This is a genomic window from Mesorhizobium sp. P3_A8 (assembly GCF_056402995.1).
In genome coordinates this window covers 52,691-68,018 of sequence record NZ_JBFUGI010000015.1, presented here as the reverse complement: position 1 = coordinate 68,018, position 15,328 = coordinate 52,691, and the positions used below count along the sequence as shown (strand labels likewise).

The window sequence follows — 15,328 nt, the reverse complement described above, 5'->3', positions numbered from 1 at the left end:
CTATTTCAGAGAGGCGGAGATGGCAAGCAGCAGCCTATTCGCACTGGCGCCTCGGCCCGCCGGAATAGGGCTGGTAGCTGTTGTCCTCGGGACGGTAGGAGCGATAGCGGTTGAAGCAGGATTGGACGTGGTCGTCCGAAAGSTCCGCTGCCGCAACCAGGGGCGCGGCGCCGCCTTCGACATAGCTGACTTCGGCGGGCTGCTGCGCGGCCGGGTCGGTCGCAACGGTGTCGAGATAGGGCGACACGCAGGGCCGCTGCTGTCCGCTATAGGACCTGTAGCTGTTGTCGTCGGCATTGTAGGAGCGGTAGCGGTCGGCGCACCAAGCGACATGGGCAGGTTGCAGCCTGGCTTGCTGCTCGCCCTCGTCCGGCGCCACCGCGCCCGTATTGGTCGGGTTGGGCGCCTGCACCCTGGCGGCGGCGTCGGGCGCCACGGGCTGCGCGGCGGCCACGCGCTCCAAGCGCTGCGCGGCCTTGTCGACAGGCTGTGCGTCCTTGGTCCAAAGCTGCGAGACACTGTCGGCGGGCCTTGCCTGATGCACGGGCTTGGCGACAATCAGCCAGGCAGCGAAAGCCAGCCCGCTGGCGAAAACCGCAAGGGTCAGCACGAAGCCGCCGACCAGTGCCAAAACCGCTTTCATCCCACACTCCTTGAGCCCCTGCTAATAGAATGCGGAGCGTCAAGACTGGTTCCAGCAAGCGAGCATATGGCAAGGGTCACCTGTGTTGAGTGAGAGATCGACCTGAACCCCAACGTATAGCTTCGCAAGACCGAAGAGGCGCCTGATCGCGGGGATCATGCGCCTCAATCTGAGTTATAATGTGCACAAATAGATTGTCGGTTCAGCGCCTAATCATTCGCGCGACTGCAATCAAAATACAGGCACCGATGAAGCCTGCGACTAAATACCCAAGCCAGCCGGCCATCGATACGCCTAACAGGCTGAGGAGGAAGTTGGCGACGATCGCGCCCACGATCCCCAGAATGATGTTCATGAGCACGCCCATATTGCTTTTCATGAACATCTCTGCGAGCCAGCCGGCGATACCGCCGATCACGATAGCAGCTATCCAACCGACACCTGGATTTTCCATATTTTCCCCTTTCCTGAACCGAAATTGGTTCGGCGGCAAAACGTGCGATAAACCAATAAAGTTCCTCGGGCGAATGCTGAGCGGCAATCAGGCTCGTCGGCGGCCAACTTCGACTTTACCAAGGTGGCGGCGAAGCAGCGTAATGTTGCGATTGTTGGACTTGAAATACACGTCGAAGATCGAGCCCAGAACAGGGATGCTTCCTACAACCGTATCAAGCAATACGTTCCCCAACATTCTGGCGACCAAGATCTTTCCAGCGCCGCAGCTTCGGGCTCGCAACACGATGTAAGCCGAAACGATACCTGTCGCCACATCTCCGAGGACGGGCACCAAGCCCACGAGGGCATCCAGTCCAAAACGAATTGAGGTTCCCGGAATGCGCCAACGGGAATCAAGCAGCGCCGCCAACAAATCCAATTCGGCCACTACGCTTGCTGCCCTGGTGCCCTGAAAGCCCAGTCCAGTCATCCTGACGGCCGAGCCTGTACGCCCCGGCAGGTCTTTCTGAGATATGGCAGTCATTCTAGACATCGTTTTGCCCGGTTGATTTGGCTTGCGGCCTATGTGGCGGCACGTCGTCGAGCAGGGTGGCCTCACCCGAGAGCTTCGTTGGCTCGGGCGGCAGTGCACCATTTGGCGTCATCTTGTCGACCGCCTCGGGCAAATCCCGGGTGATCCTGGTGATGAGCTCCTCGCGCGAGAGGCCGGTCTGCATCGAGAGGGACGTCAGCGTGTGTTCGTCTATCGCCGCTTCCACATCATTTCGTTCGATCGGTTGGTTCGGCCCGGTGCCGACCCAAGAATCGACTTTCGATCCTGCCCCCGCACCTCTGAATCGATCTAGGATATCACCAAGCGCCGTACCCGAGACGCCTTTGGAAATCTGATCCATAATTCCGCCCTGCGGGTCGTTTGGATTGTGATCTCCGGCCCCACGGATCAATTCGCCGATTTTGTCGCGGTTTTGGTATGCCAGGACGCCAAGCATCGCGATTGCCAATCTTCCCAGATTTGCCATTCTCGTCTCCGTCACGGTTCAAATGGAGGAGGCACAGCTCCACCTGAGGAAGCACTCAGCTCAACAAAAGTTCCGTGAGCGACGATGCAATGTTGGGTATCCTGCGGCGCTGTCCGGAGGGTCGATTAATCTACCAGACAGAGATGTGAGGGCCGTTCCGAGGTCCCGCTTGGCTAAAGCCCTGAACCCAATGCCTTGGGTCCACGGAACCAAATAGGTCGTGCCGCGTCATTAGGCCGTTTGCGCCCGGAGTGACCTCGATGATCAGGCTCCTTGTTGTCGCCGCAGTGTTCCTCGTCGCTTTTGGCGGCGCCGAAGCGGCTAAGCAGGACCTAGCAGATGCCGTCAACCAGGCGCAATTCGCATCCGGCCCCCAAAGGGCTTCATCCCAGCCGTACTGAAGGTACAAATTCTGTTTGACCGCGCGCGCTTTTCGCCGGGCCTTATCGACGGCCCCTTGCCGAGAGCTTCAGCAAGGCGGTCAGTGCTTCCAGACGGCGGTCGGATTACAGTCCGATGGCCAGCTCACTCAAGAGACGTGGGCGCCGATCTTCTTGCCATGGCGAAGGCCTTAGGCCTCGGGCTTCTTCGTTGTCAGCACCGTACGCCAGTAGGCTTCTCGAACCGCGCTTCCTCATGCCAAAACAGCTGCCGGACGATATGAGGTTCTGCTGATCTTGGCGATGCGCTCTCGGCAGGGCGTGGCGATTCAGATTTGGTGGTTACTGAGCAACGTTGCCAAGACTATCGGCAACCACAGCCCCTCGCTGACCCATGGGGAGTGGCGCGCCTACAGGCCTACACACCGCTCTGAGGACCGGTGGACGAACGTCTTGTGAGTGCCAATACGTACACCCGACAAGGCCCTCAACGTGTTACATTATTCAGGCGATCGGAGGATCGAGAGCGTCTCGTCTTGCGCGCACCTACCCTGATGGGCAGATCCCGCGAACAGACGATCGAAAAACGAAAAGACGTGGCCCGCGCCTAAGGAGCGCGGGCCACGTTGGATTCTACTGGCCAACAATGATCCGCTGCTTGTCGCGATTCTGCGCGTAGGTGCCCTTGTCATAGGCGGTCTGCGCCTCAAGCTGAGCCTTGGTGAAGTTGGTGTAGAGATACCGGTTGCCGTCCTTGTCCGACATGAACTTCAGTTTCTCCAGGCCAATGGCCACCTGTTTTTCCCCCATGCCAAGGAACCCCCCCACGTCGACGATGACGGCATCGACCTTCTTGTCGCCGGTCATAACCACGTCGCCGATCTCACCGACTTTTGCGTCGTCGGCGCCGTAGACGTTGGTGCCGATGAAATCCTTGGTGCTGATTTTATCCATTGGCATCTCGGTCAGCGAAGACTTGTCGATTGCCGCTGTGGCCGTCTTGTCCGTGGTGGTGGCTGGAGCCGCTTCATTGTTAGCCGGGGTCGCTGCGACATCATTGGTGTTCGACGCCGCTGCCGTGTCGTAAACCTTCAGGTCAAAATCCTTTTGCGCCTGAAGGTCTTCCTTGGTGGTCTTGGCGACCAGCCAGCGATCACCCTTCTTCTCGACCCACTCGGCCTTGTTGAAATCGTAGGCGACGTTCTTTTCACCCAGGCCCAAGAATCCGCCTACGCCGATGATAATGTACTTGGCTTTGCCGTCCTTGGAGAGGACGATGTCTTTGACGTCGCCGATCTTCTCGGCATTGTCGGCGGCGCTATCGTAGACGTTGGCGCCTATGATCTTGGTGACGAGGCTGCCGTCTGCACTAACCGCCGGCGCCGTTGCCGCAGTGGTCGTAGAAGCGGCAGGTCTGGTGGCATCTTCAGCGGCTGCCCCCGATACCCACAGGCCAGACGACAGCAGGGTTGCTATTGCTGTAGTAGCCAAAAGTTTGCCAATCATGGTACGTTTCCTTGTGCGTTAGTGTTGATGCACGCCGCGTTCGGCCGAACCATTGCACGGAGGCTGAACGCGGCACAGTTTGCGACGTCACAACGGCCCGCACGATGCGAAGTTCCCTTTGGAATTCGGACGTTGCGCGAGAGAGCTGGGATGACTACCGATAACCGCAGCGGAGTTGTGGGCATCCGAAACCCCACATCAGATTCGCTTCTGCGACTCGCATTTTTCTGTGCGTAGACGGGGCTGTATCGCGGGAAATTTGTTGGACCTGAACGTTCCCCTGCCGAACAGTTTGCGGAGTCCGCCCTTGGAGCGGAGACGTTCCACGTAGGCGGCAAGGCCATGGTTCGAAAAATCACTTGCCGCATTTTTTCTCCGGCCGATTAAGGCTTGAGATGAGGACCCATGAATAGACACTGCTCATTTTGAGCCTGCTGATTCCGCGCGTGCTCCCGTACCGAACAAGGCGCCGCCGTCGGTGGCTTGGGAGGAGCCGCGGTGGCCGGCGATCCGGTACAAGTGCTGTCGTTGGTGGCGCAGTCGGCGCGATCCCGGTGCGGTGATCGGACACGGCGGGCCAACGCCGATATCGAGATGGTCATGGCCAGGTTTACATTGCCCGATGCCAGGACGGTTACTGATCTTAAGGCGCGTGTTCTGTTGCGATCACAAAGGTAAGAGCAATTGGATCGATCAACGTCGGACTTATGTGCGCACTTTCGGCCGCACCAATCCCAGCGCAGACGATCACCCATTCATGAGCGCTCGATATCTCCAGTCGCATCGATAGCGTACTTAAAGCCGGTGGCCGCTCGATCGCCGCAGAAAGAGCCGTAGGCTCGCGGGTGAAGTACCCGTCGCTCCTAGTTGGACTAAAAGCGACGGGCGGTGTTGCCTGAAGATGCGGAACTGCTACTTTAGCCGCAAGCGGGATGCTAAAGACGGACGGTAAATGAACTCTTAAAAAGCCCCCGTCGGGGTAGCAGATAGCACCATGGTCTGGCAAGGGTCTCGCAAGTCGGCGAGCTTTACCGACTTGCGAGTTTGTCGGTCAGTTGGAACTGGCGACAGGCGCCACAAGGGGCGTGATGCGGCGGATAGCGACACGGCGGTTCTGTCGTTCGGGCCCTGTCGTGTTCACCTTGAGATAGCGTTCACCGTAGCCTTGGGTCGTCAGGTTCTCCGGCGCGATGCCAAAGGCATTGGTGAGGGCCTCGGCAACTGCCTCGGCTCGCTGGTCGGACAAGGCCAGGTTTGCATTGTCGCTACCGACGGCGTCGGTGTGGCCCTCGATCAAGAAGGTTTCCGCCGGGTTCTGCTTCAGCAGCCGCTCCATTGCGTCCGCAACGCCTTGCAGCTTTTTGACTTCGCTGTCCGAGATAGTCGCCGAGCCGGAGTCGAAATTCAACGTGTCGAGATCAACGCGCCGGGCGATGTCGCGCACACGCGCCGAGCGTTTGACCTCATCGACCGAGTAGAGGCGCTGGACCTTTTCCACGGGCGGTTGCTCAAGGAAGGTGTAGTAGTCGCCAGGATCCTCTACCAAATCCGACTCCAGGATGTATTGCTTGCGCGGGATGGTTAGCCGCATCGGCGGCAAGTCATCTCCAGGGTCGCGCCAATCCTGCACGTCCTGGTAATACCGCTCGTCGACATAGCTCAACACATACTCGCGCCCGTCGGGCGTGATGCGGGAGCGCTGGATGACGTCTCCATTGCGGTTGCGGATGGTGACGATTTGGTTGCCGTTGTCACGAACGACCGTCTCGCGGGTGCGGCCGCCCGGCAGATCCTCGTAATACACGTCCTTGGCACCACGGTTCATGCGCGGCGCTTCGTTGCTCTCGACGATCGTCTGGTGGTTGAACTGGATGATGACCCGGCCGCCAATTTCCGTGAGGACATCGGCGCCTTTTGGACGCTCCGGCGCTTGGGTGTCGGGCGCCTTTTCACGGCGAGTGCCCTTTTCGTTCGTCACCGGAACGATCTTCTCCGGCTTGATCTCCTGCTGCGCTGACTTGTCGTCGGCAGGCGGTGGTGCGGCATCTGCGGGGGCGGTCGCAGGCGCGGTGACCTCATCGCTGCCGCTCTGCGGGGCGACCTTGCCATCCTTGCCCGGACGCTTCGCGTCCTTCTGGCTGTCCAGGATGGGGGCAGCGTTCGGATCGGCTGGCGCCTCGCCCTGGACTGGCTTTTCGCTTTGGGCGGGCGCGGCCGGCTCACCAACGGCTGGTTTTCCGCTGGCGGGGGGCTGCTCGGTTGAAGGTGGGGCTTTTGTCACGGGTTGGTTTGCAGGCTGCTCGGCGGCAGGTTTTTTCTTAGGTTCCGCCGGCTGTTCGCCCTGCGCAGGGGCAGGCTTAGCGGTCGCAGCAGGCGCCTGGGGAGCCGGGCTGGGCAAAGGCGCCTGATCCGCAGGTGGCTGGGCTTGCTTGCCTGCCGGTTCGTCTGGAGCCTTATTGGGGGCAGGCTCGGCTTGCGGCGCCGGCTCGGCCGGTTGAGCAGGCTGTTGCTTCGCGGACGGTTCAGCCGGTGCGGTGGGTGCTGGAACGGGAGGTGCCTCAGACGCCGGGGCTGCCTGTTTTGGCTGCTCCTGCGGTTTAGAAGCAGGCTGTGCTTCGGTCGCTGGAGGTGGAGCAGCGTTTTCGGACGGAGCCTGCTGCCTTAGCGCGCAGGCTTCGGCGGACTCGCCCTCCTTACATTTCAACTTGATAAAAATCGGCGGTGCGGATGCGACGAACCGTGCCGCGCCGAGTGCTGAACTGTCGAGCGGGGACCCGAACGGCGCTGAGAAGAGCAACCCGAGTGCGGTGCTGGCCAAAATCATTGGTCGGCGTGTCATATTCATTCTCCGTGGCGTGTCCCGTCGCTATCCAAACTGGGCACTGGCACATTGGTTCCCCGTCAAGATCGAATGGCGCGCTTGCCAGCAGACACGACAGGCGGATCAATCGCTACTCCCTCTGATTGGTACTAATTGCTGCTATTTCTATCTGGTGTCAGCGATACCGGCCCGGCCGCCTCACAATATCCAGGTAAGCCCATCTGAATCCTACAGGTGCAATCCCGCTTGCCGCACTAATCCTTGGCATAATAAACAGCAATCTCGCATCCTAGGCATGCGCGGCTGGGAGCCAGTGGTCTGCAAATGCGCCTAGGCGACTTTGAAGCTCGTCGCTGCCTGATCGTGATCGAGCTCGCTGAGATCACGCGGCTTACCGTCCATAAATATCGGCCCGCGTCGGCGCATGCCAATGAGCGGCCAATGAGCGTGAGACTCTGGCGCGAGGCAAAGGCCCGCAGCCGATGAATGACGTTGCAAATATCGGGCCTCCAATTGAACGGAAGCACGACAGCGACCTAGCCGACGAGCGGAGGCATTTCTACCGCTTCCAGACCTGCGACAAGTCGGTAGTCATGCGCGACCGTCGCCAGGTCAGATTTCATGAACGCTGGGCACAGTCTGATATCGACGGCGATTTTCGCGACGCTCCAAAAGCTGACAGCGGCACGGCGGCGGCCAGAGACGCCGGGCGTTAAGTCAGTTCACGCCTCATATATTAGCAACCCTTGACGAATAGATATGCTGCTCCAGGATTCTATGGATGGCTCGGCAGATCAACATCGGGGACAAGGTGGCGATTGTCGCCACGGTTGGCGAGCGCATCAAGGATCGCGTGGCGCTGCATATTCCGACCGCTCTGCACCCTTACTCGACCATCGATCCCGCAGCGAAGCCTGGCGACAAGATGAGATTCGAAGGGGAAGTTGTTCACGTTGATGAGGATCTAGAAAGGGTCACAGTGCAGGTGCTGGGGCGCGTCACGGTCGGTATTAGCACGGTCAAGTTGGTCACAAGATATCGGCCGCCGACCCGCAACGGGCCGCTGCGTGAAACGGTGGCAAAGCGTTAGAGGTCCTGTCTCTAGCGCATCGCGTCCCGTGGCCCTAAGTTGCGAGTTTCGCCCGCGGCTTCCTCGCCACTTATGCGGGAGGCGGGCTTACCGGCGAAGTAACGTTCCTTGGTGATATCGGCAACCGCATTTTGGTCGAGCAACGTGATTTGATTTGATTCAATGCGGGTTTATGCTCCAGTCCCCATCACGTCGTTTCGCGTTTCCGGCAGCGCGATAATTAGCTCACTCAGGTTGGTGCGATGGCGACGGTGTCGCGATAGCCATGGATCAGCACGACACCGAGTTGCACCTCTGCTGCGTACAGTGGGGCACTCCTTGAGCGTAAATGTACCGTTGGGTGGGATGACATCCCGAGTTCGCGTCGGCATATCCCGTCTTCGCCCTCGACGGCCTTCACCGCGATCTCCGCCCAGCATGCTCCTTTGGTGCACAAACGAGTTCGTAAGGCCCCGTGTTTCGGCGGGTCAAATGCGCGGTCTATTGTGCAAAGGCGCCCGCTGGCCGGGAGCCAGCGGGCGACGGACCTTGCGGCCCTATTGACCGCCTGAAGGGCATGGGCGCGAAAATGGTTGAATTTGCGCCGCAATCTGAGCTTACAGGCGGGATCTTCAGTCAATTGCCGAGGCTGGAAGCAAACATGCGGGTGCTGAAGACCCTCAACGGCCTCACTCCTCACAATCTTCAAAAACCTGGGCAAAATAGCCCTATGACTTCACCCAGCCGAAAGTAAAACACCTACTGGCAACCGTCCCTCCCGTCGGTCACGCCTTTCGTTCCACCCCATTTCGAGCACACGCGGCTGTGTCACCCTGATCCTTCCGGGTCCGGCCCCGGCCCAGCCGCACACAGAGAGGCTTTGACTGCGCGATGGCCAAAACCGAGAAACATTCACGGCGACACGTTCTCGTCCCCACAGCAGGTATGGGCGTGAAATTGTCGGACCTTCAAGAAGGCGCGCCGTAGTCACGGAGGTCAATGCGATAGCGGGAGGCCTCCGCGCGTCCTGTAGATCGTGCCCTAGTCGATGAGAAGGTTTGTCAGCCGGCCAGCTTGGCGCTGCATGATCGCTTCTTTGACAGCCACGGAGGCAGCATTGCAGCGCGGCCGGGGTGGTGCATGAAGATTGAGAATGACCGTCGCAGACTGTCCCGGACAGGCCGTGCTTCGTTGGGAGATCATCTAAAGGGTACTGGCCCGTCCGCTCCTGGGACCTCCTGCCCTGCATTGCGCGTCCTCGATAGCGAGGGTGGATCGACGCTCACAAAATTCGCCCGCATCGCGACCAACGTCAAGACCGTAGTCGGGCCGGCTTGCTGTAGCGGTAATCGACTAACGTCAATCGACTCGCCCTCTATTGGAGAAGGCGGGTTATCCGACCATTATATGCACCAATCTGGCCCTTTCGTATATCGGGCGGGTCAGACCGCCGAAATGCTTTCCGCAGTGCCCCGAAGACAAAAAGCTCGCATCGACGAGCTTTCTTACAGACTGACCTCATCAGCCAACGAGGGTTCGATCCTGACGCGTCCGGATGTACTTCCAATGCTCGCAACTGCGCAATCTTCTCTTCGGTCGAAAGCAATCCGTTTTCGGCTATCTGCTGAGCCTGGCTCTCGGCGAACATCACCATACCGAAATGACCTCGAGTAGAGATCAGCGCCAACGTCAATCTCGTAAGGACGTTCCACCGCCGAGGTCAAAAACGACGACATCAAATGACGTAACGGTCCTGCGCTGAACCGAGAAGCCTGAACTGGTATGTGCCCCGTGATCCCTTGGCTGTCACCACGAAACAGGAGGAAATAGTAGGGACGTTGCTCCCGGAGGGAACAAATCATCTCGCGGCAAATTCGTATTAGGCCTGGCTGAATCGCTTAATCGAGGAGGAAATGATGGGATTCTTCGGCAAGTATTTTTCAGGGCTCTTGAGGAAAAAAGAGCAGCCAGAAAAGCGCAGCGGGGACATGCGTAAGGCGACCGGGGCGGGCCCTGCGTTGGCAGCTCACTCAAAGGACGCAAAGACTACTGCCCCCAGCGGTCAAAATGCGAACGCAGCGAGGAAGAAAGCTGATGGCTGAGCCAGAACCACTCCCTTGTGCCAGCGATCTGCTGTGGAACGAGCGGTCATCGATCATGACGCATCCACTCCAACCAAGCCTTCACAGCGAAGTCATGACGGCCCAAGCAAGATTTTCACCGCTCCATAGGTCCTCAGGGTTGAATCCAAGATGAGAGCCGTCCCGGCACCTGGTTCGGTCGTCTTTGGAGACCTCGGCGAGGTCGAGCCCATAAGCCGGAAATTCGGCGGCGATCGCGGCATGCCGCTTGACCGATACTACATCGAGAGTTTTCTGCGGCGCCATGCGCAGGATATTCAAGGGCGTGTCGCGGAAATTGGCGACAATGCCTACACGTTCCGTTTCGGACTGGAGCGGGTTGTGTCTTCCGACATTATCGATTCGCCGGAGAGTGCCAATCCTAACGCCACAATGCGCATCGATCTTCAGAACGAGAATGCCGTGGAGGGCGGGCGCCTTGACTGCATCATCGTGACCCAGACGCTGCACATGATCTACGACGTGCGGGGTGCACTTGCCACGATCCATCGCGCCTTGGCGCCAGGAGGCGTTGTGCTGGGGACGGTTCCAGGCATCACCTCCATTGATGCTCAAGACGGGCCAGAAAAGTGGTTCTGGGCCATGACTCAGAGTGCTGCACGACGCCTGTTCGAGGAAAGGTTTGGCTCCGCCGCAGTGGAGGTGCAGCAATTCGGCAATGTTCTGGCCGCCACAGCCTTTCTGCAGGGCCTCGCTTTCGAGGAGATCGACCGCGCAAGCCTCGACGTTGTTGATCCCCTATACCCTGTCATTACCGGGATCAGGGCCACCAAATTCTGAACCTTCTGTGGTCGTGCTTCCTTAAATTCAGGGAACCGAGTGAAGGCGCGCTTTGTCGGCACGCGATCCTAGCAACTGCCGGAAAATATGACTCGTCAGGGTCGCCGACTGGCGGATATCGAAGTTGGCTTGCGCCCGCCTCACGCTCGCACCAGCCATCGATTTTAACCTGGCAGGATTGGATAACAGCGAGAGTGCCGCCAGCGCGACGCCCTCCCAGTCACCGGGATATTCCGACACGATACCGGGCCACTCCGTGGTCCCTATAAGAATTCCCGTCTCGCCCGTCGCGACGATTTCCGGTACGCCGCCGACGCCGATCGCCACGACTGGCACGCCAGATGCCATGGCCTCCAGGATAGTGAGCGGCATCGCGTCCGCGCGCGACGTATGCAACAACAAGTCCAGCGCCGGATAAATCCGATATGGTTCGCGCGCAAGCCCCACGATATGGATGCGCGACTCCAGTCCCGCACGCCGAACCGTGGCGGTGAGATCCTTTTCCATTGACCCGGTGCCAACCATTGCGAAGTGCACCTCAGGCCGCCTTTGCAATATAAATTCGGCTGCCTTGATGAACTTGTCAGGCCCTTTTTCCCAAGCCAGCCTACCAACGAACCCCACCAACATATCGGCAGGGCCGACGTTGATCGTTTGGCGGAACTCCGAACTCTCAGCCGACTTCGGGTGATACACTGCGATATCGACCCCATTGGGAACGAGGCTTACAAGCTCAGGCGCCAACCCCACGGCAAGTGCCTGTGACCAGGCTTCGCGGCACACCACTATGGTGTAGTTCCCGGTTGTGCGCGTCACGCTGATTTCCTGCGGATGCAGGCTCATGCCATGCAACGTGGCGACGGTCGGCGTCCCGCTCAATCGGCCGGCCATTGCCGCCACGGTATGCGCGTTCATCAGGTGAGCGTGGAGCAGATCGACCCCGGTTTCACGGACGAGTGTGCAGATCAGTTCGATTGTCTTCCAAGGCGGATCGTCACGCAAGGGCGCAATATAGACATCTCTCCCTTCGGACCGTAACAATGCGGTATACGGGCTCTCAAAAGGGCACAAGAGCGAAACTTTAAACTCCTCCGATGGCAGGTTCGCAGCCAGGTTCCGCACATAGTTTTCCATGCCGCCGACAATGGCGTTGCCCAAGACCTCTAGGACATGGGTGCGCTCATCGGTCTGGCCACTTGGCAGAACACGCGGAGTCCGAGCCATCACTTTCCTCCTTGCGACCGGTGGAGCCTCAGCCAATCCATTGCTGTCCCCGACATGATCGCCTTTCGGTCATCGCCTGCGACCTCGAGTTGATCGAGAATTGCCCCGACCTCGTCTAAAGCAGCGCGAATGTGCGCACCGCTGCACGGCAAGAAGCGGTCGCTTCCGAATTGCAGCGAGCGTGGGCCGATCACGTCGATTGCCTTGCGAAAAACCTCGTCGCGGTAGATGGGAGGTGGTCCGAACGACAGGTCGAAGCGAAACTGGCTTTCGGCTGGGTCGACACCATTGATCCGATCGATAACACCAACCGCGTTGGCTTCGTCACACCATGGCCAGCCAAGGTGAGCTAGGGTGACGCGAAGGCCGGGATGATCGCGAACCGCCTCGTAGAAGGACGGCCTGCAGAACCTGCCGGACCGGCCGTCAATAAAAATTCCGCTGTGGAACAAGATGGGGAGGTCGAGCCTCGCGGCGACCGCGTAGACGCGATGCGCGCACTCATCATACGGATACCATCCGGTCGGAACCATCTTCAGCGCGCGAATGCCGGGAAGTGCAGCTGCCTCCTCAAGATCGTCGGCTGCTTGCGGATTGAGCGGATTCACCACCGCGAATCCGACCAGCCGATCCGAGCGGCCCTTTACAAGCTCGGAAAGGTACCGGTTGCCGGCGCGCAGCGACTCCCGGTCATTCAGCGAGTAGGGCGGCGTCAGGAAAGGCGCCAGCAGGAAGGCGATATCCACCCCTGCATCGTCAAGCGTCTGTAGCACATCTGCCGTCGTTTCTCGGCCCGATGTATGAAGGTGTGCATCAACAATCATTGGCGCCTCCCCGCGGACAACTTACGGAGGTGATGCCCGTTCCCGCCATGACAAGAAAATCGTGGTTCGTTGATCTCCGGTGACAAAGACAAAATTCCGCGTCGCCATGGAACCCGATTTGCGAACGGAGCTTGATCCACCACAAGCCAACCCGAATGCGGATCTTTGCAATGGATCAGACTGTATCCAACCCCATGCTCGTGCCTTTCGATAACCCACTTCTGATTTGTTTCTCCCACTTGCGGTGGGACTTCGTTTTTCAACGCCCGCAGCATTTGATGACGCGCGCCGCGGCCGACTACGCCGTTGTGTTCTTCGAAGAACCCGTCTTCGAGACTGTCCAGATACCTCTTCTGCGCCGCAAGGCGGTTGCGCCAGGCCTGGAAGTTGTGACGCCGATACTGCCGCTCCATCAGTCCGGGAATGATGTCGACACAGCCATCGCCGTTCTGCTTGAGGATCTGGTGGCGGGCATCGGACACGACCAGTTGGTGACCTGGTACTACACGCCCATGGCATTGAAGTTCTCGCAAGCGCTGCAGGAGGATGTCTGCGTCTACGACTGCATGGACGAACTTTCTGCCTTTAGAAACGCACCTCCCGAACTCGAGCGACTGGAAGAAAAGCTCTTCGCCAAGGCCGACGTCGTGTTCACCGGTGGAATGAGTCTTTATGAGGCCAAGCGCAGCCGGCATCCCTCCGTCCATGCGTTTCCAAGCAGCATCGACACGGCACACTTCCATCAGGCTCGCCGGCCCCAAGCAGACCCCCCAGACCAGCTGAGCATTGCCCATCCCCGCGTGGGCTTCTTCGGAGTGATCGACGAGCGGTTCGACATCGACCTGGTGGCTCGAACCGCTGCGGCGATGCCTACGGTCCAGTTCGTCACGATCGGCCCAGTGGTCAAGATCGACCCGGCCACGCTGCCCGCCGGCTCAAACATTCATTGGTTGGGCGCCAAGCGGTATGCCGAATTGCCCAGATACATGGCCGGTTGGGACGTTGGATGGATGCCCTTCGCCCTGAACGAGGCGACGCGGTATATCAGTCCGACGAAGACGCCTGAGTTCCTCGCCGGCGGACTGCCGGTCGTCTCGACTGCAATCGTCGATGTGGTGCAAACCTACGGCCGTCGCGGCCTAGTCGAGATTGCAGATACCGGCTCGATGCCAGCCGCCCTCAGCACCGCTATGCGCAGGGGTCGCGGTGACATGGCCAAGGTCGACACATTCCTCTCGGGAACGTCTTGGGACACGACCTGGAGCGCAATGCACGATCTACTCAAGCCCGCGAAGGTTTTGCGTCATCCTGGTTTCAGGAGCTTGGTCGACCATGTTTGATTGGCTTGTCGTCGGCGCAGGCTTCGCCGGAAGCGTATTGGCAGAGCGCCTGGCCAGTCAGCGCGGAGAGACGGTGCTTGTCGTCGACCGTCGCAGTCACATCGGCGGCAACGCTTTCGATTGGTACGATGAAGCCGGCATTCTTGTGCACCGCTATGGGCCGCATATTTTTCACACCAATGCCGAAGCCATTGTCGCCTATTTGTCTCAGTTCACCGCATGGCATCCTTATGACCACCGTGTTCTGGCCAAGGTCGACGGTCAGTTGGTGCCAATTCCAATCAACCTCGACACCATCAATCGTCTCTATCGCCTCGACCTCACCTCCGAGCAAATGGAGCAGTTTCTGGCGGAACGCAGAGAGAGAGTGGAAGAGATCCGCACCGCCGAGGACGTCGTCGTGGGGGCGGTCGGACGCGAACTCTACGAGAAGTTCTTCCAAGGCTACACGCGAAAACAGTGGGGAGTGGATCCCTCGCAGCTGAGCAAATCAGTGACGGCGCGCGTGCCGACACGAACCAATCGCGATGACAGGTATTTCGCCGACGCCTTCCAGAGCATGCCGGCGGATGGCTACACACGCATGTTTCAACGGATGCTAGCCCATCCCAATATCAAGGTGATGCTGCAGACGGACTATCGTGAGGTTCGAGAGGTCATCCCCTATCGGCGTCTCGTCTATACCGGTCCAATCGATGAATTTTTCGATTTCAGGCTCGGAAAATTGCCGTACCGATCTTTGCGATTTGAGCACCTGACACTGGACATGCCACGGTTTCAGCCGGTCGCCGTCGTCAACTACCCGCAGACCGAGGCCTTCACCAGGATCACGGAATACAAGCATATGACGGGACAGCAGCACGCTCAAACCAGCCTGACCTACGAATATCCGACGGATGACGGCGATCCTTATTATCCGGTGCCCAGGCCGGAGAATGAAGTGCTTTACAAGCGGTATGAGGCACTCGCTGCTCAGCAAACCGATGCGATTTTCGTCGGTCGGCTGGCAACCTACCGGTACTATAATATGGACCAGGTGATTGGCCAGGCGCTGGCCGCGTTCAACCGCATTCAGAAGACGGGCGTACCAACGTTGTCCCTTGCCAAGGGCGCGGCTGGATAGTC

13 protein-coding genes and 1 pseudogene are annotated in these 15,328 nt (G+C 59.1%); 6 read left to right on the top strand and 8 right to left on the bottom strand.

Translation table 11 applies throughout. The features are described from left to right. Positions 1-34 precede the first annotated feature (34 nt). The 5 genes from AC1DX4_RS29390 to AC1DX4_RS29370 all read right to left on the bottom strand — a co-directional run bounded on the left by AC1DX4_RS29390 (position 35) and on the right by AC1DX4_RS29370 (position 4,004). On the bottom strand, positions 35-643 hold the full coding sequence (locus AC1DX4_RS29390; RefSeq protein ID WP_477223640.1) for a BA14K family protein: 609 nt from the start codon (positions 641-643) through the stop codon (positions 35-37). 202 nt (positions 644-845) lie between these two features. Further along, complete coding sequence (locus AC1DX4_RS29385) at positions 846-1,097, bottom strand: GlsB/YeaQ/YmgE family stress response membrane protein (protein ID WP_023784928.1); 252 nt, start codon at positions 1,095-1,097, stop codon at positions 846-848. An 87-nt stretch (positions 1,098-1,184) separates the two neighbouring features. Beyond that, the gene (locus tag AC1DX4_RS29380; RefSeq protein WP_477223639.1) at positions 1,185-1,622 is read right to left on the bottom strand and encodes a DUF4112 domain-containing protein; all 438 of its coding nucleotides are present in this window, start codon (positions 1,620-1,622) and stop codon (positions 1,185-1,187) included. A 1-nt stretch (position 1,623) separates the two neighbouring features. Further along, positions 1,624-2,118, bottom strand: a complete 495-nt coding sequence (locus AC1DX4_RS29375; protein WP_477223638.1) for a YidB family protein — start codon at positions 2,116-2,118, stop codon at positions 1,624-1,626. 1,013 nt (positions 2,119-3,131) lie between these two features. Then, a complete protein-coding gene (locus AC1DX4_RS29370) occupies positions 3,132-4,004 on the bottom strand; it encodes a PRC-barrel domain-containing protein (protein WP_477223637.1) in 873 nt (290 codons plus the stop codon). A 416-nt stretch (positions 4,005-4,420) separates the two neighbouring features. Here AC1DX4_RS29370 and AC1DX4_RS29365 point away from each other — a divergent pair. Continuing rightward, a pseudogene (locus AC1DX4_RS29365) lies at positions 4,421-4,645 on the top strand (glycine zipper domain-containing protein). 410 nt (positions 4,646-5,055) lie between these two features. On the opposite strand, the gene AC1DX4_RS29360 reads toward AC1DX4_RS29365, so the two are convergent. Further along, positions 5,056-6,285, bottom strand: coding sequence for an OmpA family protein (locus AC1DX4_RS29360; RefSeq protein WP_477223636.1), 1,230 nt, complete (start codon positions 6,283-6,285; stop codon positions 5,056-5,058). A gap of 1,022 nt (positions 6,286-7,307) precedes the next feature. Here AC1DX4_RS29360 and AC1DX4_RS29355 point away from each other — a divergent pair. The 3 genes from AC1DX4_RS29355 to AC1DX4_RS29345 all read left to right on the top strand — a co-directional run bounded on the left by AC1DX4_RS29355 (position 7,308) and on the right by AC1DX4_RS29345 (position 10,815). After that, entirely contained in the window at positions 7,308-7,541 is a 234-nt protein-coding gene (locus AC1DX4_RS29355) for a hypothetical protein (protein WP_477223635.1), read from the top strand. A 65-nt stretch (positions 7,542-7,606) separates the two neighbouring features. Further along, positions 7,607-7,915, top strand: coding sequence for a hypothetical protein (locus tag AC1DX4_RS29350; RefSeq protein ID WP_477223634.1), 309 nt, complete (start codon positions 7,607-7,609; stop codon positions 7,913-7,915). Between the two features lie 2,231 nt (positions 7,916-10,146). Further along, on the top strand, positions 10,147-10,815 hold the full coding sequence (locus AC1DX4_RS29345) for a methyltransferase domain-containing protein (protein ID WP_477223633.1): 669 nt from the start codon (positions 10,147-10,149) through the stop codon (positions 10,813-10,815). A gap of 27 nt (positions 10,816-10,842) precedes the next feature. Here AC1DX4_RS29345 and AC1DX4_RS29340 read toward each other — a convergent pair whose 3' ends face one another. Beyond that, complete coding sequence (locus tag AC1DX4_RS29340; RefSeq protein WP_477223632.1) at positions 10,843-12,039, bottom strand: glycosyltransferase family 4 protein; 1,197 nt, start codon at positions 12,037-12,039, stop codon at positions 10,843-10,845. Further along, positions 12,039-12,863, bottom strand: coding sequence for an amidohydrolase family protein (locus tag AC1DX4_RS29335; protein ID WP_477223631.1), 825 nt, complete (start codon positions 12,861-12,863; stop codon positions 12,039-12,041). Before AC1DX4_RS29335 ends, AC1DX4_RS29340 begins: the two co-directional genes overlap by 1 nt. Positions 12,864-13,033: 170 nt before the next feature. Here AC1DX4_RS29335 and AC1DX4_RS29330 point away from each other — a divergent pair, with 170 nt between their 5' ends. Beyond that, on the top strand, positions 13,034-14,203 hold the full coding sequence (locus AC1DX4_RS29330) for a glycosyltransferase family protein (RefSeq protein WP_477223630.1): 1,170 nt from the start codon (positions 13,034-13,036) through the stop codon (positions 14,201-14,203). After that, positions 14,196-15,326, top strand: a complete 1,131-nt coding sequence (glf, locus tag AC1DX4_RS29325; protein WP_477223629.1) for a UDP-galactopyranose mutase — start codon at positions 14,196-14,198, stop codon at positions 15,324-15,326. The genes AC1DX4_RS29330 and glf overlap by 8 nt, the downstream gene beginning before the upstream one ends. Positions 15,327-15,328: the final 2 nt, after the last annotated feature.